Raw genomic sequence first — 19,087 nt, forward strand, 5'->3', positions numbered from 1 at the left:
CTGATAATTCGCTCACTCTTATTTCAAGATATACTTATTTTGATTTTTTACCTTTCTTTAAGCCTTTCGAGATTTGCTTCCATTTGCGTTGCTCAGTTAGTCTTGCCTGTGCATTTGTTTTCCGTTCGATAAAAGCAAGCTCTTTCTGTAGCTTAAAATAGCTTTGGAGACGAGTTTGTTCCAGCATACCGTCTGTAATTGCTTGCTGCACAGCACAATGCGGCTCCTTCTGATGTGTACAATCCCTGTAATGACAGGCCGCAGAAAGTTCCTCAATATCCTGAAAACTAGCGGATAAGCTGTCACCCTGATCCCATAATTGTAGCTCTCTCATTCCAGGCGTATCAATTAAACAACCGCCACCTGACAATAGAACTAACTCACGATGTGTTGTTGTATGACGCCCCTTCGCATCATCTTCACGAATATCCGAAACCTTCATAAGTTCCTCACCACTAAGAGCATTTGTCAAAGTGGATTTCCCTGCACCGGAAGAGCCGAGCAATGCTCCCGTCACACCTTCCGTAAATAGCGCACGAATATCTTCTAAGCCCTCACCTAACAGAGCACTAGTCACAAAAACGTCCACACCAAATGCTACAGACTCAACTTCACGTATCTTACTAGAGACATCTTCACAGAGATCAGCCTTCGTCAATACAACGATTGGCTTCGCACCTGAATCCCACGCAGCTACTAAATAACGTTCTAAACGACGAATATTAAAGTCAGCATTTAAGCTCATAACTAGAAGCACAATATCAACATTCGATGCTACAATCTGCTCTTGTATTTCCATACCCGCGGCCTTGCGGGAAAAGACTGATTTTCGTGTAAACAATTTATGAATAATCGCCTTTTCCTCTCCGGGCATTTTCTCAACTAGCACCCAATCTCCAACTGCGGGGAAATCCTCACGTGCTAATGATGTATACGCGTAATGTCCAGCAATCGTTGCCAGCCACTCTCCTTCTTCAGCCAGTACACGATAGGAATGCTTATGTTCTAAAGTAACCCTAGCCGGCACACAATTCGCCAACTTAGCCTCCTGTTTTAATCCAGTCATTTGCTCTTCAAAATATGTTGAAAATCCTAATGTTGTTAAATTCAATTTGTTTTCCTCCTAAATGTGAATATCCTTTGTACTCAATTGATACTAAACACAAAAAAACCTTGTCTCTGCGCAATTCGGCAGTTACAAGGTTCACAGGCACATTTAAGAGAATATACAAATCACCACAATTGTGATTTAAATACACTGCGTGGTCAATTTATATATTTTAGGCGTGTGAAATTGAACAAACCGAATTGCAGTTCGTTAAAAACGGATCTATTCATCATGTCACATCACCTACTTCCGATTTAGTTATTTTCAATATAACTAAATTTAACCAAAACGTCAAATAAAAGTTATATACTTTTTTATTTCAAAACATTCAAAGGGGACAATAATAAAAAAATTTCACGTTAATAATCACACTTAATTAATTGTCCCCCTCTGTTTTTCTAATAGATCACAAATTAACTTAATTAGTGTTGTTTTTCCACAACCATTAGGACCAATTAATGCTAGAAAGTCCCCTTTTTTCACTTGTAGATTAATATTATTTAAAATCGGTACTTTATTATCATAATAAAATTGAATATTCCGAATTTCTAACATAAGAATCCCCCCTTCAAGGTTTTGATTAAAATGCGATAAGATAATTAAAAACATCTTCTATAAAATTATAGGTTTTAGTTTCATTAATAATTATGTTTAAAATATAACACCTCTTTTGCTTTCTGCCACCGAAGCATTTCCGCAAAAATCACTCAAATTAGCAATTTCCGCAATTCTAATCACAAAAATTCCAAAATTCAGGGAATTATCCCTGATGAAATAAAACATATAAATATTCAATTACAATCTTACAAGCATGTATCCCCTCTCCCCCTGCATACAATGAACAAGACCACTATCGGCGAAGGAGATGTTGAATTGTCAAAAATCATTTCTATCAGTACATACCAACCACCGTACACATTACAACAGACAAACGCAGAGGAGCTAACGAAGGAGCTTTTTCATGCAAAAATCCCTAGATTAGAACGTTACTTAAAAGTTTTTGAGAATGGTGGTATTGCCACACGCCATTTTTGTGTGCCACCAGAATGGCATCGTACTGATCATTCCTTTGAGGAACGTAACAATTTATATATTGAGTTAGCTACACAATATAGCGTTGACGTCATTCAAGCCTGTTTACAAAATGAAGCGTTTTTACAATCTCCGGTTTCTCCTAAAGACATTGATGCCATTATTTTTGTAAGTAGCACTGGTATTTCCACACCAAGTATTGATGCACGAGTTATGAATAAACTTCCTTTTTCAGACAGGCTTAAACGTATTCCTCTTTGGGGACTTGGCTGTGCTGGTGGTGCAGCAGGTGTTAGTAGAGCCTATGATTTTTGTCGTGCCCATCCAGAAGCAAAAGTTCTTGTCGTTTGTGTCGAGCTTTGTAGTCTAACCTTTCAGCCAAATGATTTTTCAAAAAGCAATTTAATCGGTGCCTCCCTTTTTGCAGATGGAGCAGCATGTATACTCGTCTGTGGAGATGAAGTGAATATTGCAGTAAAAAAATCAATACCTTCCATTATCGGGACCGGCTCTAAATGGCTGCCAGATTCAGAAAATGTTATGGGCTGGAATATTAAAAACAATGGTCTACATGTCGTTTTTCAGAAAAGTATTCCTGCCATCATCACCAATTGGCTCGGCCCATTCATTGAACAATTTTTATTGGAACATGAACTATATAGTGAGCAGCTTAACCATTTCATTGCACATCCTGGCGGTAAAAAAGTGTTAAAAGCTTATGAAGATACTCTTTATCTAGCCGCCAAAAAAACCGATATTTCTCGGGAAATATTGAAATATCATGGAAATATGTCATCTCCTACGGTGCTATATGTATTGGAGCAATTTATGTTAAAAGAAGGACAAGTAGAGGATACTGGTTTGCTCGTCGCTCTCGGCCCTGGCTTCTGTGCTGAAGCTGTATTACTTAAATGGAGGGAGTAGCATGATTATTTACATTATTTTGACCCTCGTCATTCTACAAAGATTGACAGAAGTTTTCATTGCAAAACGCAATGAAAAATGGATGCTTTCACAAGGGGCATATGAAGTTGGTTCCTCTCACTATCCATATATGGTTTCTTTACACGCTGGTTTTTTCCTATTTTTAATTATTGAAGTAGTTACTAATCATAAAAGTTTATCGCCTTTATTTCCGTTATTGTTCTTATTATTTATTGCCGTTCAAGCATTACGCATTTGGTGTATTCGTTCATTAGGGTCTTTTTGGAACACAAAAATACTCATATTGCCCAATGCAAAAGTTGTACGAAAAGGCCCTTACACATTTATGCGTCACCCAAATTACGCAGTTGTTTGCTTAGAAATTATTCTTCTACCTTTAATGTTTCAAGCCTATTTTACAGCATTCTGCTTCACACTTTTAAATGTGACAATGTTGTCCGTGCGTATTCCAATTGAGGAAAAAGCTTTGCGGGATGCTACAAATTATAATCATGTATTTCAAAAGAAGACTTCGGAATCCTAGCCGAAATCTTCTTTATTTTTATCTTTAATGCCACTCCCAATTGAACGGATCTTGTAAACTCTCCCATGAGTTATTAAACTCGTCTTCCGTTAATAAGCATGTGTCCAATTCTTTTATAATCGACTCTTTATCTATTTCAACACCAATTATAACGAGTTGAGTCATGCGATCTCCGAATTCCTCATCCCAATCCTCTAGTACCTCGGGGCTTTGCAAGAAAACGTCCTGCTGCTGTTCCTTTGGTAAAGCAGCTACCCAATATGAAACGGGCTCTATTTTTGCCGATGAGCCTGCCTGTGATAGCAATAATGCAACATCTTGATGCTTTGCACTCCAAATAATTCCCTTTGCTCGTACAATCGTTTCTGGCATCTGGTCACACCATTCTACAAAACGTATTGGATGAAATGGTCTCCTACGTATATAGGTGAACGAAGAGATACCATACTCCTCCGTCTCCGGTGTATGATTTTCATGACCAAGCTCTAATTCCTTTAACCAGCCAGCAGATTCCGATACTCGTTCAAAGTCAAAGCAACCAGTATTTAAAATCTCAGCTGGCTCTATTACACCGTTTACTGTACGAATTAGTTTGGCTTCAGGCTGTAAGGCACGTAAAATACGCTCTAACCTTTCAAGCTCTTCATCTGATACTAAATCACATTTGTTTAATACAAGGACATCACAAAACTCGATTTGGTCAATGAGTAAGTCAGCAACATCCCGATCATCTAATTCACCGACTGCCTCTTTACGCTCTAAAAGGCTTTCTCCCGACTGAAAATCATGCCAAAAACGATTCGCATCTACAACAGTCACCATCGTATCAAGCTTACAAAATTTTGTTAAATCAATACCAAGCTCCTCGTCTAAATAACTAAATGTTTGGGCAACAGGTATTGGCTCACTAATCCCCGTCGATTCAATTAAAATATAATCAATTGTACCGAGTCTTGCGAGACGCTCCACTTCCTGCAATAAATCCTCACGCAGCGTACAACAAATACAACCATTTGATAACTCCACAAATTTTTCTTCTGTTCGTGAAATTCCACTTCCATTTGCGATTAACTCTGCATCAATATTAATTTCACTCATATCATTGACGATTACAGCTACACGCATATCTTTTTCATTTTGTAAAACGTGATTCATCATTGTTGTTTTACCAGAACCTAAATAACCACTTAAAACTGTAACGGGGATTTTCTTTGTCATCTTTACAACTCCTCAAATCGTAATCATTACTATTTATAGTTTGTAATTAAAACATAGAAATCTACAAAATGCAATGCTAAAAACTTTGCGGAAATACGATATTGACATATTTCATTAAAAATAATAACGTTTAAAGAGTAATGATTACGATTTAAAAGGAGGTTATTTTATGCGTGTACAAGTGACATTAGCCTGTACAGAAACAGGTGATAAAAACTATATCACTACAAAAAATAAACGAACAAATCCAGAAAGGCTGGAGCTTAAGAAATATTCCCCGCGCTTGAAAAGAGTTACATTGCACAGAGAAACGAAATAATATCAAGGCAAGATATGATTGCTCTACAATTATGTAGAATCCTCTAATAACATAAAAATGGCTGTTTCAAAAGTCTTTTCTTACTTTTGGAACAGCCTTCAACAACATTTATTAGTATTTTCTATAGTTAGCTCGTTCAAATTGTGGTCCAAATCATCAAGCAAGCATAATTTATGATTCAACTACTTTTCAAAATCCATTGATTGAGCCAATACCTTATTTACTTGGGCATCTATTTCGCCAAAGCATTTTTAATATGAGCAAGATGATGCTTTCCGTGCCAAGCATATAATGCTAGAGCTCTTTCAAGTGTCATTAATCCTGAATCCGGATGATTAAACGCTCGTTGTAATTGCTCTTCTGTTAAGCTTGTTAGCAAATACACCCAACGTTCATGTAAGCCTTCAATCATTTTATAAGATGTTGAGGCAGGCATTTCTGAATCGGGAAGCTTTGCCCATTCTTCCTCATTGTAAGGCTTAATCGTTGGAATATCCTCCGTCAAAGCTAGCTTAAAACGGATATAACTATTCATATGACTATCTGCAATATGATGGACAAGCTGCGTAACCGTCCAGCCATTTTCTCGGTAGGATTTTGTTAATGCTTGTTCACTTGCTCCATTAAGCGCCTCTGCTAGTTGTTTTGGTAATAGACGAATATCCTCAATCCATTCCTTTACTTGCTGTGCTGTAACTACTTCCGGAAATTGAAATTGTCCAATTGGATACCGTGAATCGGTCATGTAGCTCTCCTCCGTTTCTATTTACTACTTTTCATATTACCAATTTTATATTTTCCATGCCATTTCCTTTTATTATTTTAAATAAAACCCTCATTTTGCAAGAAATTTAGCTTACAAAACGAGGGTCACATTATGCGAAATATTAACTTTCTATTCATGAATATCATAGATTAACGTATCAAAATAGCTCCCATTCGTATAAAGTAAAATTGCCCATTTTCCAGGTTTCGGGATTTTCACATTTGAAGGTGCATGTGCATCTGCACCATTAACAGGTCCACCAAGTCCTATGCTCCAACCATCTACTAAAATAGGGTGTATTGTTTTAGAATCTTTATGATACCCGACAATTGTTAACTTTGTATCACGACCTTCTTCAATTCCCCAAAGATGCCACATCCACTTTTGAGTACTTAAACTTGGCATATTGGCACCAATAACACCTGATTTATTGGTATTACCGAGGATGCCTCTATCCCCGAACTCTACTGCCTTTTTGTCCCAATCAATAGATTTAAAATCACTTTCTTGCACAAAATCCGGTAAATCATCCGGCAAAACAACCGCTTTCTCATTCTTTGTACATCCTACTAACAAAAACAACAACACTGTTACCATAAGTACCCGTCGCCTCATTACTACACTCCCTACAAGTCATAGTTATTTCCTATGAAACGAATGTATCGCATAAATTGTTACAGAGTATTCTGGAAACTATACACGAGCTATTATTCTATAGATCTCATCACAAATTTAACTAACGACTTTAACGGATGAGCAATCGTTAAAGCTGACTCTTTTTCGAATTGCCGTGCAGCCTCAACCATTGAAAGCTGCGCAACCGAAATATGCTGCTGTTCCCCCGCTACATCATGAAGAGTTTGTACAATAGCATTATTATATGCATCCTTTTTTCCCTGCATAATCAGTTCAAACGTATTATCAATAACTTTTACTTGAGTATTAATGGATTTTTCATGTAATAAAGCGTATTGCTGAAGTCTGTTCATTGTACCTTCTACGGTTTCAGGATTAGTAAAAAGAACAGTTTGAGGTTGTTTTTCTTCACATAATGTTTCAAAGAATGGCTCATCGATTTTAATAATTGGTATAGAAAGTTCCAACTTTTCTTCCTCTAACAATGCAATATAATTCGTGCACGTTATTAAGATGGCATCCATATCACAACTTTCCATCCATTTAAGTTGCTCTTTCACCTTAAAGGCTAACCTGTCAGTCCCTTTTGAAACTTGCTGTATAAGACCTGGATCCACAAAATGGACTAGCTCTACCTTCTCAATGTTTTGAAATGCCTGTTCTATATACTCAATATTTGAATGATATGCATGTAAACAGCCAAGCTTCTTCCTCAAGAGTAGCCCCTCCCTAATTAATAAGCTGTTTTTCCATTGTCGCTACAGAAAGTGAGAAACCGTTAAGATTTTCTGCCTTGCCCTCTTTTGTGACAACATAACCTAATGAGCGATATAACTCAATATTTCTTGGTACGCTCATACGTACTTTACATTCGCTAATCGTTTTTCCTTTCGTACGTGCGAATTTTTCAATCTCAGCAATTAATGCTTTAGCCAATCCTTGTCCTTGCTTTTCTGGAATAACAGATAATCTAAAAAAATAAATTCCTTGAGCACTAAGTGTAAATCTTACCATCGCAACTGGTTGCTCATCGATAAATCCGATAAAGGCATGCTCTCCTTTCTTCATCGCTTGTTCAATCGATTCAATTGTTTCACTTAGTGCACTTGATGGTGGTGTTGCATGTTCATACTCTTTAAAAGCTTGTAGCATAACGTTATGAATTACTGAAGCATCCTCTATTTGTGCTAAAATAATGTTCATATATCCACACTCCTTTCTATTAAATATACACTATAATGTATATTTAATAGAAAATAAACCACATCATCATAAGATAAATGCGGATATAACTATTTGCTTGATAACCACTTAATTGTCTCTACATTCTTTAAAACTTTCTGGATTTGCGAAAAATGATACAGATCATGCTCCACTAAACTAGCAATATACCCGTGAAGTGTTAATTCAGTTGTACCTATTTTAAAAGGCTGCTGCCATTGCTTATCCACTATTTGATAAAGTGCATCCATTAGCTGCTGTCTCTGCTTGATAAAATTGGCTATCGTTTCTTCTTTACTTTGTGTACGACAATCCCTTGCTGCACTGGCATTCATCTCTTCTACATCAGGCCCTTTTGGTAAGCTTTCTTCTATAAAAAGAAACGGTAAACGTTGTTTTACCACGAATTCATCCCATGGAGTAAGATGGCCAATTACCTCTGCTACTGTCCATTTCCCAGGCTCTAAAGGAGTACGCCACTGTTCTTCTGTTATGTTTGCTAAACTTTCCACAAACACGATAGATCTTTCATAATGAGAGATTATTTGATGTTTATCGTGATACAAATTCTTTAGCTCCTCGCTTCATTTTAGTAGATAATCTGTAGCTTCGGCCAACATAATTCCCACTGCTTGTTTCGAACTCTATTTCTATAAACCTCATGCATTGGAGAGCTATTCTGAAAATATGGTGTAGGAGCGACAATCCCAGAAACTAAATGCCTGATACCATGAGGTGCGGCTATTTCAAGTATTCCATTAGCAAGCCTCACACCAATAGCTGTTGGTATTTCCGGAAAATGAGCAATGCCATCAATAGATGATTGATATGGCTCACTATTATTTACTACATGCATTCTTGCTTGATTCTTCACAGACCAAGGCTCATTCGGTAAATACTTCTTCAATTCTTGTTCATATAGCTTCTCATAATTCTCTAAAGTATTAACTTTATCAAAATATATCACATCAATATCGGCTAATGATGTTCTGTATTCTTTTTCATGCAAATAATCCCACACCTTTGAACGAATAAATCCAGCACATATCCATGAATCAGGTAATTGTAGCTTCTCTACAGTTGTTAAAATGTTCATCATCCATTCATCAGCTACAATTAAGTTTATTAGCTCTTCTTCTGTTTTCATCAGTTTTTCTCACCTCTGAATGTGTCATTCCCAATGCTTGCGCTGTTTCCTTATGAATGATTCTCAACCCATGTTCTAATTTTTTTGGCAACATCCTTAGGTGCTTCACGAAAAATATCATGACCTGCATCAGCGATTGGTTCAATTGCCAAGTTTTTAATTTTAGTTTGCAAAATTTGAATACTCTTCTTTCTAATAGCTTCTAATTCGCTTGGTTTTGTTGCACGTATCAATAGAGTCGGGCAATGCACCTGTTCTACTATATCTGTGACTGGTTCCGCATCAATACCTTTTATGATGGATTGCCCTGTAAAAGTAGAAATCGTTAGTCTAATTTCTCCATCCTGTTCCTTAACTTGAGCCTTTGATGCTTCTTCAAGCTCGTCCGACCATCGTGAAAGCTCTTCTTTTTCCGATTCAAAAAATACGTCCCAAGATGGGAATCTTACTTCATTGCAAAATTTCTCTATACCTTGTAATTCGTTTTCTAATGTCATGCCTAAATCTTGCGATGACAAATAACCGCCATCTAACAAAATTATCCCCTTTATTCGTTTAGGATATTTAGCAGCATAATGCAATGCCAAATCAGCTCCAAAAGAATGACCAATTAAATAATGAGATTTATATCCTAACTGCTGATCTATTGTTTCTTCTATGTCTTCAATCAAATTGGAAGGAAAATAAGCCTCTTCTTCTTCCAAGGCTTTTGCATAGCCGTGTCCAGGTAAATCAAAGGATACGATATGATACTCTGGTAAATGTTTTGCTAGTTCTCCAAATGATAAGCCCGTACTCCCTAGCCCATGTAAAAAGATTAAAGTTGGATTTTGTGAGTCGCCCCATTGATAGATATTTTGTTTCATTGCTACCATCCCCTTTGGTAAATCATTACTTCCATTACTTACAATAATAACTATTTACAGTTCAATTTCAAAGGGGCTAAGCATGACAAATTAGGAGAAGTTGAAGCTTTATGAGGACTGTATTTTGAGTAGTATTTAAAGTGAAAAGAAAAAAATTCAGTTGTACTTTGTATAAATATCATTTATACAAAACGAAAAATAATATATTAGATTTATAAATTATTTACCCGTACCCTTTAACTAATAACGTTAAAGGAGACACTTATGAAAAAATCTTTTATTTTGATTGTAACCTTTGCCATTGTAATGGGACTTTTTTATACAAAGCTTTCACTGACGCTCGTCGGTATCGGAGTTATTGCTGCTTTTATCGGTACCCTTGCTGGAGGTGCTGGGCTAATTACGATCCCTGCTATGATGCTTGTTGGTATACCTATTCAAACAGGCATTGCTACGAATAAATTTTCATCGGGCATTGCAGCGTTGTCGAGCATCTTTTATCTTCTTTATCATAAAGAGCTTCGTCTAGTTGCTATTATGAAATATGTTGCTGTAGCAATTGTAGGAGGCATTTGTGGAGCACTCCTAACAGTATCCATCTCAGAAAAAACAATGAATATTATTGCATGTATGCTACTTATCTTCGCCTTATTTATAACGTTGAAAAATAAAGAATGGACTGTTAGCTCCGAAGAAAATGACACTAAACATAGCAATAAATTATGGCAGCCATTTTTAATTGCAGTTTATGATGGTGGCTTTGGACCTGGCTCTTCAACTTTCAGCATACTACATTTTTTACGTTATCATTACTCCTACATAAAGGCTGTACAGCTCACACGCGTACTTATTTTCGGGAGCTGTACAGGGGCATTTTTAGTATTTTACCAAACGGGCTTTATTCAATGGCATTATGCAATTGCGATGGCAATAGGCTCCATTATCGGCTCTCAGCTCGGACTTTTAATTATACCGAAAATTCCGATAAAAGCAGCTAAAATACTATTAATAACTATCATTTCATTACTACTTATTCAAGTAGCAATTAAAATAATTTAACTACTTAAATGTTCATGAATTAACTTCCATTCATTGTTTAGGACAGTAAAAATATTCGTTGCTCTCCCGCTACCTGATACAAATTTTCCGTTATGATAGCCTTCATAGTGGTATGTATAAATACAGGTAGCTGATCTTTCGTCAACCGTAAGCCACTGGACATTAGTAGCCGAATAAACTTCTTCCCTTATCAAATTCCATGCATTATTGAAATAAGCTCCTATTTCTTCTAAGGTTATGCATGTTTTATCCGAAAACCAATACACTGCTTGCGGATGCAAAATTTCCTTTACGTTATTAAAATCATGGGAATTTGTAGCTGCAATGTAGCTCTCTAAAGCTTGTTGATATGGCATGGTAATTTCCCCTTTTTTAACTAATATTAATCGGAATTCTACTGCCAAAGCAACTAACCATCGTAGAACGCATGTTCAATAATTTTCGCATCGATGGATCAATAATGTCTGTTACTTCTAAAGTATGGACATTTAAAGAAGAATGAAATAGAAGAAGGCGTGACAAGACTATTTCAAGCAGTTTATGATGAAGAAAAGTAAACAAGGAGGATCCCTATGCTCGCTACTATTCAAAAACAACAAAATAACTATGTCGTGAAATTCAACCGTCCTCTGTCACAATCAGTGGATGCTGTTTGGGCAGTATTAACGGAAAATGAAAAGCTTCAAAAATGGATGAATAATTTAGAAATCATTGATCTTCGAAAGAACGGCAAAATCCATTTTAATATGAATGATGGAACAAATGCTTATAATGAAATAGCAATTACAGACTATGCCGAGAAGGAAGTACTCGAATTTGATTGGGGCAAAGATACAGTAAGATTTGAACTCTCCCCCACTGGCAATGGCTCCATATTAGTATTACTTGAAACGATTGGTGAGCTAACTGATCATACGCCTAAAGATTTAGCCGGCTGGCATGTATGCTTAGACCTGCTATCGGATTTATTAAATGGAACTATACATGAAGAATTTCCAATGGAAGAATGGCAGAAATGGTTTGTGGAGTATAAGCAACTTGTGGATGACGTTGAAAAGATTTAAGCATATCACGAATAAAACGCCTAGAGTAGAAATACATACCCCCTAGGAGTTTTATTAGTGTTGAAAAAAAATGATAAAGGCGGCTACTCACTTTCGCGCAAAAAACATCTGTTGGCTGGAGCGAAGCGGCTCACCGGGACGCCCCAATGAAGCTGCTAAAGAACTTATATTAATTACAAATATTTTATTAATGATAAAAAGCTGTAGCAATTTCGAGTGCTTTTAGCGGATTCTTGATTGAATCAAGCGTATAGACAAGTTTGCCATCCTGCCATACGATTAAATTTCCGGATTCATAAACATCTAAATGGGCAAAGCCGTTCTGCTTTGGAATAGGAAGCATATGTGTTTCTAAAAATTGTACTGCCTGCTTAGCAAGCTTCACACCTGTCTCCGGATTGTCTGTTCTAGTATGTGTCGCTACTGCCCATCTTCCCTCATTCCAACCAGTCCATAATGACCCTACACCTGCATCTTGGTAACCTTTAATGTTAAATCCAAGATCAACCTCTTGACCGCCATTTTGACTAAAATTCTCAAAAGAAATTTGCTTATTTGTTTCGTCAGTACTTTCATATTGCTGCACTGAGAGTCGAGCAATTACTGTCGCTCTATCTGGTTGTTTTAGTTTAATATCATTAATTGGCAAATACTCTTTGCTTTCAAGAAATACTATTTCAACTTGGTTAGTTTCAGCCTTCGTTGTTGCCGTTAAAAATGCTCCTTCTGTAATCGGAAGCCCTTTTGGTAAAGTTATCGGTAAATTCGTTTTAAGCTGGTCCTTAATATTTTTTAGTACTCCAGCCTGTGTAATGGATGCTACCGTATCTTCTTTATTCGTTTTAGGCGATTCTTGTTGATTTTCATGTGATTGATGTTCTTCTTCTTGTGGCTTGTTTGGTACGTTAGGTTTTTCTTCTTTATCAGAGCATGCACCTACTATACTGAAACTTAAAAGCATGAAGGTAAAAAATACTTTTTTCATGGCATTGGCCCCCTTTATTAAAAGTGATCAGGTTGACCTTAGAATTGCTCGGGTTAGGTCCTCTTCCTTCCATACCTAAAAACTCTCTTAGTTATTAAAGCTCATTAATTCGCTTCGTCAATTCATTAAACTTTTGATCAAGCATAACGTAATCCTTATCCTTCACTGTAAGGAAACTAAGTTTACCAAGTATCTCTTGTCTTTCATTTTCAAGCTTTAAACGAAGAGTAGCTTTGTCATCAAATTGAGCAGGTGAGTTATTTCTCCACTTTTTCTCAATACGTTGATTTCTAAGCTCCCACACACTATCTGTTACCTTCTCAAGAAAATATTTATCATGTGAGACAACAAGTAAAGTTCCCTTATATTGTGCTAATGTTTTTTCTAATTGCTCCCTTGAAGGTAGATCAAGGTGATTCGTGGGTTCATCTAAAATAAGCACGTTTTTATCCTCTAAAATGTAAGCCATTAGTTTACATTTTACCCGCTCCCCCATGCTCATTTCGCCTATTGGTGCAGTCCAATGTGCTTGCGTGAAGCCTAGATGCTTCATTAAATTCCGAACCTTCCCTTGCTCCTCAAAAGTTTCCTTATTGAAGTATTGCTCAGGCGTCTGATCCAGTGGTAAGTCAAACACTTCTTGCGTTAAATAACCGATATTCGCGGCAGGAGATGTCCAAACCTCTCCTTCTGCCTTTATCTGTCCTAAGAGCACTTTTAATAATGTTGTTTTGCCACTACCATTCGATCCAGTAATGGCAATCTTGTCTCCAAATTGAGCAGTTACGTTTACCTCTTTAAATAAAACACGTTGCTCAAAGCACTTCGTTAAATGCTTTGTCTCTAAAAAACGCTTCCCTACCCGTTGTTTTGTATCTAAAGAAAAACGAACCTCTTCTTCAGGTTCTACAGCATCAAACTTAGCCTTCTCAAGCTCCTTCTCTAATCGTTTTTTCTTGGATTTAACCTGTGAGTCCATACGTTTTGCCTTTACTCGATAAAATTCCTTAAAGGCCTCTTGCTTTGTAGACTGGGCGTGTGCCTTCTGTGACCAGGATGTTAGCTCCTGCATCTGCGCTTCTATACGTTCGATGTTTTTTTGCTGTTTTTCATAAGCGCGTTGTTGTGTTAGTCTTCGTTGTTCTCTAGCAGCCATATAGCTAGTATAATTACCGCTATGCTCTATCAGTGTCCATTCTTCTAGAGACCAAATTTTTGTTGCAATCTCGTCTAAAAAATAGCGGTCATGGGAGACAACAATGATTGCACCATCGTAATTTTTTATTTGTTCGATGAGCAATATAGTGCTTTGCTCATCTAAATGATTCGTAGGTTCATCTAGTAAAAGTAATTGAGCTTTTTGTGCAAAACCATCAGCAAGCCGCATTTTAAGCTTCTCCCCACCACTTAAGGCTGAAAATAACACATCTGGTACTTGCCATTTAGCAAGCAAATCAGCCTCGCTCGCAGTTACCTCCAGCGTATCAAAATGTGCACTCTCCTGTTCCACATAGGCAACTTTAGCAGACTGCACCCAACGTAACTGTCCAGCAGATGGCATTATCGAACCTGCGATCAACTGCAATAATGTTGATTTACCAGCACCATTTCTACCAATAATGCCAATGACCTCACCTTCCTTTACAGATGCCGTCACATGTTCAAAAATTTTTATATCCTTTACTTCATAATGTAAGTCTTGTAATTTTAAAAGTTCCTTCATAACTTCCATTCCTCTCTATTCGGAGGGACAAAAAAATCCCCCCAATATTTTGGAAGGATTAGTCGCAAAAATATCATACACAAATAAGCTTATGAAGACAGCTTTATTTGTGTCCCATTACTAAGCAAGCTACTTCCCCATCTGCTTCTAAATAAAGATGTTCAGATGGAAAATCAAGCACTTGAAAGTATAGTGCAACTTCATATCAACAAAGATTCATCGATACAAGTTGCGCGTTATGGAAAATGGGCAGACTAATCCTATTTTTGATTGAAATAAAATTTCATGCGCAAAAAATAAGATTAGTTAATCATTAGCCACCCATCGTCCCTTCATCATTAATTACAGTAATTGTAACACCATTGTCTTTAAAATAAAAACGATAAAACTGCAAAATAATTCCTCATAACTAACGTTCATATTAATACAAAGTATAGCTATGGAGCACAACGTGGGGGATGATTTCCGTTCCGAATGGGATATTTCATAGACATAATAGTTTACAACTAAATGAACTATTTAATATGACTTCTTAATACCCTTAATTACCATCTCGAGCATTCATACGAGCGAATATTTCTTCTTGCAATGGTTTGGAAGCGCCAACCACTTCTACTACTCCATCGGAACCCTGCAATAAACTCTCTTCCTACAGCAGTTAGGAAGAACCAAAAGCCTGTTCCATTTAACATCCATATATACGTATTCCTGAATAAGCATGATTGAATACCACTTGTACCTACTCCAAAAGGCGGAAGTGATGGCGCAAAGCTAGGCGGTGGGCCAAGAGGCATTTGACCTACTGGTGGTGGACCAAATCCAGGCGGTCCATATGATGGCGGTGGGCCGAAACTAGGCGGTCCATATGATGGCGGTGGACCAAATCCAGGCAGTCCGAATGATGGCTCAAATTCGGATTCTGGAAGTGGCATAATTTCTTCATATGGATTGTACATGATAAACCCCTCCTTTTTCATATTTCAATATATGTAAAAGGGCTAATAACTGTTGAGCAATTGCCCATTAGCTTTGGGTTCAGTCGGCCTAAACTGCATTCGTATTTTCATGGTTGACATTGTATAATAATAGGTTCATTTTCCAATAACTATCCAATGACTTGTCTGTTGCTCAAAATTGGGGCTTTCAAACATTAGCTGATTATACAGCACCATATATCAATTTTATTATGTGGGAAACTTTTCGTATGATGTAGTCGGAGAAGATGAATGGGCGTTGAATAGGATGCAGCAATTAGTTCAGATTCGAGAAAAATTCGGTACACAGGTGATGACAATCGGCTTTAACGATGAAGAGAAAAGTCGTGCCTTAGCTGAAAAATATCATTATAAATTCTTTTATAACCCGGCAGGATCTTACTACAACACATGGCAGTAATGGTCCTCCCCATCTATAAAATAGTGCTGATAATCCTCTCCGTTAAGTAACACTAAGCGGAGGGGATTTTTTGTAATGTATTCATCTAAGCAAATAGGGTTGCATCACTCGCCAATCCTCAAGCTTTTCTTCAAAAGATTTAATATTTTTACCTGGTATCGGGCTAGTCGAAGGCATTTTTTGATATGCTCGTCCATCTAAAATCCCAAGGCCAATATGCTTTTTAAAAACCTCGAACGCCTTTGCGCCATTAAAAAGCACTAACTCAATATTAGGATAGTGTTCAAAAAGCGTTTTAAAATCATTCGGTTTTTCATTACGAATGGCCGCATCTAAGCTTCCTTTACGCTCGCACGATTCTATTGTATCCGATACGAAAAACATATACATTTCTTAAAAAATGTAAACATCTCTACTGTGACACAACTTATATCTTCCGACTTTCGTATTTGTGTCTTCCTTATTCTCCGAGTCTGGTTTCGCCAAAGCTACTACCATTTAGTATGACTCTCCAAAGGCTTAAATTCCGCAGTATCGTTGCGTACACATCTAAGGTTTAGTGTCAGATCAATTATGCCTCGGCATAATTGCGTCCGGAATCGGCTTTGTGCTTGCACAAAGAACTCCTTTCCGATTCCGTGACATCCACCGGAGGCTTTAACTTCTTTCAGCGGATGTTTGGACACCTGCTGAAAATTAACTTAAACCCGCATACATCTTACCACCTATAGAGGTAGGAGACTTCTGCTGAAAGAAGTTAAATTCCTTAGATTGAGTAATTTGCTAAGTTAATGCTTGCGTTCAAATCTCTATCCAGCTTTAATCCGCAAGAGCAGAAAAATAATCTGTCTTTCAGTTTCATATCGGTTTTGATTTGTCCACAACTAGAACAAGTCTTTGATGATGGAAACCATCTGTCAGCTTCAACAAATTCAATTCCATATTTTTCACATTTGTAGTTAATTTGCCATTTGAATTCATATAGCTTTTGCACGGCTACCGCCTTCGCCAGATGTTTATTTTTCATCAACCCTTTTACATTTAAATGTTCCATGACAATACGAGATGGCTTGGTTTTCACAATCTCATTAGAACATTGATGTAAATGATTTGTTCGGATGTCGCTAAGTCGCTTATATAAATTACGGATTGCAATGTTTTGTTTTTGAATATTTTTCATATTCTTTAAAGGTGTTTTATAGATTGGCTTTCGGTTTTTAGTATACTCTTTCGTGTTGGCTTCGAGCTTACGAGCTTGTTTTCGTTGCTCTCGTTTCAACTTTTGCTCTAATCGTTTGACTTCTTTGGTTTTGTTGATGTTCTTTTTGAACTTGCCATCAGAACAAACTGCCAATTTTTTGATCCCTACATCAATTCCTAAACTTTCTCCTGTCAAATCAAACTGTTCAAATTCTTGCTCATATCAATGGATAAGAACCAATTTCGTCCGTCAAATGAAATGCGTGGATTCGAATATTTATGACCTTTTTTAAGCTTAGGAAGCGTTTTGCAAGTTTTTACACTGCCAATCTTTTCACCTCTAAAACCTTCATTTGTTCGTTTTAAACTTTCGTAATTTACATAAAAGCTAACTTTACTTCTTCGTCTGCTTTTGAACCTTGGCTTTTTAGTCAAGCCTTCGAACCAACGCTTTCTAGCAATATCGGCATCTTTCACCGTCTGTTTCATCACATTGCTTCCGACTTCCTTCAGCCATTTATGCGTTGTTGGTTTCAGTTCGTTATTGATTTTCTTCCGAACTTCGCCCTCTTTGACTGTACGCTTCTCGTCGTTATAAATACGTTCGCTTTCAGCCAAGAAATAATTGTAAGCCCATCTCGCAGTCCCCGCAGACTTCCAAAACAAAACCTCTTGTTCTTTAGTTGGTTTTAGTCTTATCCTTGTCGCCAATATCATTGTTTTTCACCTCGTCAATCAATCGTTTAGTTTCCTTCGACCGTATGATTTTATTGACTTGGTGTACTGACTCGACAATAGCAAATTAGTTTAGCAAATTTCTCAATGGACATTAATTCCATGCGTACCACCTCTCTTTCACTATGATAAAATCACATTACCCTGTTTAGAGAGGTTGTTAACATTTTTATAGTTGTATATATTTTTCTTGTTCACATGAAGACGCAACCCTCAATGCAGTCTTTCTCTCACGAGTAGACCTCTTATGCTTTCACATAAGCGCAGACTATATCTTCATCTTATTTTCTAATAAGAGCCACATTTTTCTTCCGCCATTCGCTTGCGGTTTTACTCTCCCTCAAGGAGATAGTCGTTGAACGTCTTCCTTGTCTCATTAGAGATTTAGGAGTTCGCTGCTAAACATCCATTGCCAAAGCACTTAGCGCTACCGTTTTCCGTTGTCACGATGATCCTTTACGGACACTGAGTATTTTTTTTCAGCTTATGCCATCCTTGTTGTTTTTTCTGCTTTCGCACCGTTACGTCTGCCGTTTCCAGCTCCGCTTTGGTCACAAGGCTTTAGGAGTTAAAAGCAATTAACGTGGAGTTCGCACCAATCGCTTGATACGAAGGGTATTCTGTTATAAATCTATGCTTCTATACAGGTTTGTATAGTTTGGTTTAAATTTGTTGTAACAGTTTAGTTACCCAGAGGCCGATATGATTGTTCTTTAGCAATTTTAATCTTTGTTCATAATCCTGAGGTACATCCATCTCTAATATTTCCCCAATAATCGGCCAAAAGTGATTGCGTGGGTTACCGTAATATTGCTGCTTCTCTAATGATTGCTTCCCTGGCATTGAGCCGACGATTAACACCTTCGTTGACAAGTCAATAACTGGTGATAATACATTTTTAAGTTCATTCGACATTACAATCACTCCTTCCCTATATTGTAACGGAGAATTTGTATCAATGTCATTGAAGGGACGTATCCAATTATTAGATTGCCGTTCCGACTGTGCGCTTTGTTGCTGACGCTTCGCTTTCGCACAGATAAAACATTTGTTGCTGACGCTTCGCTTTCGCACAGATAAAACATTTGTTGCTGACGCTTCGCTTTCGCACAGATAAAACATTTGTTGCTGACGCTTCGCTTTAG

The 19,087-nt window shown here is 37.2% G+C and carries 20 protein-coding genes and 3 pseudogenes; 6 read left to right on the forward strand and 17 right to left on the reverse strand.

Translation table 11 applies throughout. From position 1 onward, the window contains the following. Positions 1 to 34: 34 nt before the first annotated feature. Positions 35 to 1,111 (reverse strand): ribosome small subunit-dependent GTPase A, encoded by a 1,077-nt coding sequence (gene rsgA / locus ACQKNC_RS12190; protein ID WP_427425113.1) that lies wholly within the window; start codon positions 1,109 to 1,111, stop codon positions 35 to 37. Positions 1,112 to 1,480: 369 nt separating this feature from the next. Continuing rightward, complete coding sequence (locus ACQKNC_RS12195) at positions 1,481 to 1,663, reverse strand: ATP-binding cassette domain-containing protein (RefSeq protein WP_427425114.1); 183 nt, start codon at positions 1,661 to 1,663, stop codon at positions 1,481 to 1,483. A 318-nt stretch (positions 1,664 to 1,981) separates the two neighbouring features. On the opposite strand from ACQKNC_RS12195, the gene ACQKNC_RS12200 reads away from it, so the two are divergent. After that, positions 1,982 to 3,064, forward strand: coding sequence for a type III polyketide synthase (locus ACQKNC_RS12200; protein WP_427425115.1), 1,083 nt, complete (start codon positions 1,982 to 1,984; stop codon positions 3,062 to 3,064). A 1-nt stretch (position 3,065) separates the two neighbouring features. Further along, positions 3,066 to 3,608 (forward strand): isoprenylcysteine carboxyl methyltransferase family protein, encoded by a 543-nt coding sequence (locus ACQKNC_RS12205; protein ID WP_427425116.1) that lies wholly within the window; start codon positions 3,066 to 3,068, stop codon positions 3,606 to 3,608. Between the two features lie 24 nt (positions 3,609 to 3,632). Here ACQKNC_RS12205 and ACQKNC_RS12210 read toward each other — a convergent pair whose 3' ends face one another. Further along, a complete protein-coding gene (locus tag ACQKNC_RS12210; protein WP_427425117.1) occupies positions 3,633 to 4,826 on the reverse strand; it encodes a GTP-binding protein in 1,194 nt (397 codons plus the stop codon). A 169-nt stretch (positions 4,827 to 4,995) separates the two neighbouring features. On the opposite strand from ACQKNC_RS12210, the gene rpmG reads away from it, so the two are divergent. After that, positions 4,996 to 5,145: a 50S ribosomal protein L33 gene (gene rpmG / locus ACQKNC_RS12215; protein WP_053481849.1), complete on the forward strand. Its 150-nt coding sequence runs from the start codon at positions 4,996 to 4,998 to the stop codon at positions 5,143 to 5,145. A gap of 232 nt (positions 5,146 to 5,377) precedes the next feature. Here the strand turns inward: rpmG and ACQKNC_RS12220 are convergent, their stop codons facing one another. From ACQKNC_RS12220 to ACQKNC_RS12250, 7 genes are all read right to left on the reverse strand, one after another. After that, the gene (locus ACQKNC_RS12220; protein ID WP_427425118.1) at positions 5,378 to 5,890 is read right to left on the reverse strand and encodes a YfiT family bacillithiol transferase; all 513 of its coding nucleotides are present in this window, start codon (positions 5,888 to 5,890) and stop codon (positions 5,378 to 5,380) included. Positions 5,891 to 6,040: 150 nt separating this feature from the next. Continuing rightward, positions 6,041 to 6,526 (reverse strand): hypothetical protein, encoded by a 486-nt coding sequence (locus ACQKNC_RS12225; protein ID WP_427425119.1) that lies wholly within the window; start codon positions 6,524 to 6,526, stop codon positions 6,041 to 6,043. A 92-nt stretch (positions 6,527 to 6,618) separates the two neighbouring features. Then, positions 6,619 to 7,263, reverse strand: coding sequence for a hypothetical protein (locus ACQKNC_RS12230; RefSeq protein ID WP_427425120.1), 645 nt, complete (start codon positions 7,261 to 7,263; stop codon positions 6,619 to 6,621). A 13-nt stretch (positions 7,264 to 7,276) separates the two neighbouring features. Beyond that, the gene (locus ACQKNC_RS12235) at positions 7,277 to 7,750 is read right to left on the reverse strand and encodes a GNAT family N-acetyltransferase (RefSeq protein ID WP_427425121.1); all 474 of its coding nucleotides are present in this window, start codon (positions 7,748 to 7,750) and stop codon (positions 7,277 to 7,279) included. Positions 7,751 to 7,839: 89 nt separating this feature from the next. Beyond that, entirely contained in the window at positions 7,840 to 8,334 is a 495-nt protein-coding gene (locus tag ACQKNC_RS12240; RefSeq protein ID WP_427425122.1) for a DinB family protein, read from the reverse strand. Positions 8,335 to 8,357: 23 nt separating this feature from the next. Then, on the reverse strand, positions 8,358 to 8,915 hold the full coding sequence (locus ACQKNC_RS12245) for a nucleotidyltransferase family protein (protein ID WP_427425123.1): 558 nt from the start codon (positions 8,913 to 8,915) through the stop codon (positions 8,358 to 8,360). A gap of 50 nt (positions 8,916 to 8,965) precedes the next feature. Further along, complete coding sequence (locus ACQKNC_RS12250) at positions 8,966 to 9,781, reverse strand: alpha/beta fold hydrolase (RefSeq protein ID WP_427425124.1); 816 nt, start codon at positions 9,779 to 9,781, stop codon at positions 8,966 to 8,968. Between the two features lie 264 nt (positions 9,782 to 10,045). Between ACQKNC_RS12250 and ACQKNC_RS12255 the strand changes: the two genes are divergently transcribed. Next, positions 10,046 to 10,840 carry a sulfite exporter TauE/SafE family protein gene (locus ACQKNC_RS12255; protein ID WP_427425125.1) on the forward strand — a complete coding sequence of 265 codons (795 nt, stop codon included), beginning with the start codon at positions 10,046 to 10,048 and terminating at the stop codon, positions 10,838 to 10,840. On the opposite strand, the gene ACQKNC_RS12260 is transcribed toward ACQKNC_RS12255, so the two are convergent. Next, positions 10,837 to 11,196: a YybH family protein gene (locus ACQKNC_RS12260; protein ID WP_427425126.1), complete on the reverse strand. Its 360-nt coding sequence runs from the start codon at positions 11,194 to 11,196 to the stop codon at positions 10,837 to 10,839. The genes ACQKNC_RS12255 and ACQKNC_RS12260 overlap by 4 nt on opposite strands. A 216-nt stretch (positions 11,197 to 11,412) precedes the next feature. Here ACQKNC_RS12260 and ACQKNC_RS12265 point away from each other — a divergent pair, with 216 nt between their 5' ends. Further along, positions 11,413 to 11,904 (forward strand): SRPBCC family protein, encoded by a 492-nt coding sequence (locus tag ACQKNC_RS12265; protein ID WP_427425127.1) that lies wholly within the window; start codon positions 11,413 to 11,415, stop codon positions 11,902 to 11,904. A 187-nt stretch (positions 11,905 to 12,091) separates the two neighbouring features. Here ACQKNC_RS12265 and ACQKNC_RS12270 read toward each other — a convergent pair whose 3' ends face one another. From ACQKNC_RS12270 to ACQKNC_RS12280, 3 genes are all read right to left on the reverse strand, one after another. Beyond that, positions 12,092 to 12,889, reverse strand: coding sequence for a hypothetical protein (locus ACQKNC_RS12270; RefSeq protein ID WP_427425128.1), 798 nt, complete (start codon positions 12,887 to 12,889; stop codon positions 12,092 to 12,094). A gap of 94 nt (positions 12,890 to 12,983) precedes the next feature. Further along, entirely contained in the window at positions 12,984 to 14,612 is a 1,629-nt protein-coding gene (gene abc-f / locus ACQKNC_RS12275; RefSeq protein WP_427425129.1) for a ribosomal protection-like ABC-F family protein, read from the reverse strand. A 545-nt stretch (positions 14,613 to 15,157) separates the two neighbouring features. Then, positions 15,158 to 15,568 carry a hypothetical protein gene (locus ACQKNC_RS12280; RefSeq protein ID WP_427425130.1) on the reverse strand — a complete coding sequence of 137 codons (411 nt, stop codon included), beginning with the start codon at positions 15,566 to 15,568 and terminating at the stop codon, positions 15,158 to 15,160. Positions 15,569 to 15,854: 286 nt separating this feature from the next. On the opposite strand from ACQKNC_RS12280, the gene ACQKNC_RS12285 reads away from it, so the two are divergent. Then, on the forward strand, positions 15,855 to 16,007 hold the full coding sequence (locus ACQKNC_RS12285; protein WP_427425131.1) for a hypothetical protein: 153 nt from the start codon (positions 15,855 to 15,857) through the stop codon (positions 16,005 to 16,007). Positions 16,008 to 16,088: 81 nt separating this feature from the next. On the opposite strand, the pseudogene ACQKNC_RS12290 reads toward ACQKNC_RS12285, so the two are convergent. The 3 pseudogenes from ACQKNC_RS12290 to ACQKNC_RS12300 all read right to left on the reverse strand — a co-directional run. Then, a pseudogene (locus ACQKNC_RS12290) lies at positions 16,089 to 16,376 on the reverse strand (DNA-deoxyinosine glycosylase); the annotation flags it as partial. A gap of 397 nt (positions 16,377 to 16,773) precedes the next feature. Next, positions 16,774 to 17,924, reverse strand: a pseudogene (locus tag ACQKNC_RS12295) (RNA-guided endonuclease InsQ/TnpB family protein). A gap of 702 nt (positions 17,925 to 18,626) precedes the next feature. Beyond that, a pseudogene (locus ACQKNC_RS12300) lies at positions 18,627 to 18,857 on the reverse strand (DNA-deoxyinosine glycosylase); the annotation flags it as partial. Positions 18,858 to 19,087 lie beyond the last annotated feature (230 nt).

The organism is Lysinibacillus sp. NPDC094177, from assembly GCF_050279145.1.
Lineage (GTDB): Bacteria > Bacillota > Bacilli > Bacillales_A > Planococcaceae > Lysinibacillus.

Bases quoted from the DNA above. Each gene is read 5' to 3' on its own strand.
- ACQKNC_RS12195 (WP_427425114.1), bottom strand. From the start codon at position 1,663: ATGTTAGAAATTCGGAATATTCAATTTTATTATGATAATAAAGTACCG.
- ACQKNC_RS12205 (WP_427425116.1), top strand. From the start codon at position 3,066: ATGATTATTTACATTATTTTGACCCTCGTCATTCTACAAAGATTGACA.
- ACQKNC_RS12210 (WP_427425117.1), bottom strand. From the start codon at position 4,826: ATGACAAAGAAAATCCCCGTTACAGTTTTAAGTGGTTATTTAGGTTCT.
- rpmG (WP_053481849.1), top strand. From the start codon at position 4,996: ATGCGTGTACAAGTGACATTAGCCTGTACAGAAACAGGTGATAAAAAC.
- ACQKNC_RS12220 (WP_427425118.1), bottom strand. From the start codon at position 5,890: ATGACCGATTCACGGTATCCAATTGGACAATTTCAATTTCCGGAAGTA.
- ACQKNC_RS12225 (WP_427425119.1), bottom strand. From the start codon at position 6,526: ATGAGGCGACGGGTACTTATGGTAACAGTGTTGTTGTTTTTGTTAGTA.
- ACQKNC_RS12235 (WP_427425121.1), bottom strand. From the start codon at position 7,750: ATGAACATTATTTTAGCACAAATAGAGGATGCTTCAGTAATTCATAAC.
- ACQKNC_RS12245 (WP_427425123.1), bottom strand. From the start codon at position 8,915: ATGAAAACAGAAGAAGAGCTAATAAACTTAATTGTAGCTGATGAATGG.
- ACQKNC_RS12250 (WP_427425124.1), bottom strand. From the start codon at position 9,781: ATGAAACAAAATATCTATCAATGGGGCGACTCACAAAATCCAACTTTA.
- ACQKNC_RS12255 (WP_427425125.1), top strand. From the start codon at position 10,046: ATGAAAAAATCTTTTATTTTGATTGTAACCTTTGCCATTGTAATGGGA.
- ACQKNC_RS12260 (WP_427425126.1), bottom strand. From the start codon at position 11,196: ATGCCATATCAACAAGCTTTAGAGAGCTACATTGCAGCTACAAATTCC.
- ACQKNC_RS12265 (WP_427425127.1), top strand. From the start codon at position 11,413: ATGCTCGCTACTATTCAAAAACAACAAAATAACTATGTCGTGAAATTC.
- ACQKNC_RS12270 (WP_427425128.1), bottom strand. From the start codon at position 12,889: ATGAAAAAAGTATTTTTTACCTTCATGCTTTTAAGTTTCAGTATAGTA.
- abc-f (WP_427425129.1), bottom strand. From the start codon at position 14,612: ATGAAGGAACTTTTAAAATTACAAGACTTACATTATGAAGTAAAGGAT.
- ACQKNC_RS12280 (WP_427425130.1), bottom strand. From the start codon at position 15,568: ATGTACAATCCATATGAAGAAATTATGCCACTTCCAGAATCCGAATTT.
- ACQKNC_RS12285 (WP_427425131.1), top strand. From the start codon at position 15,855: ATGCAGCAATTAGTTCAGATTCGAGAAAAATTCGGTACACAGGTGATG.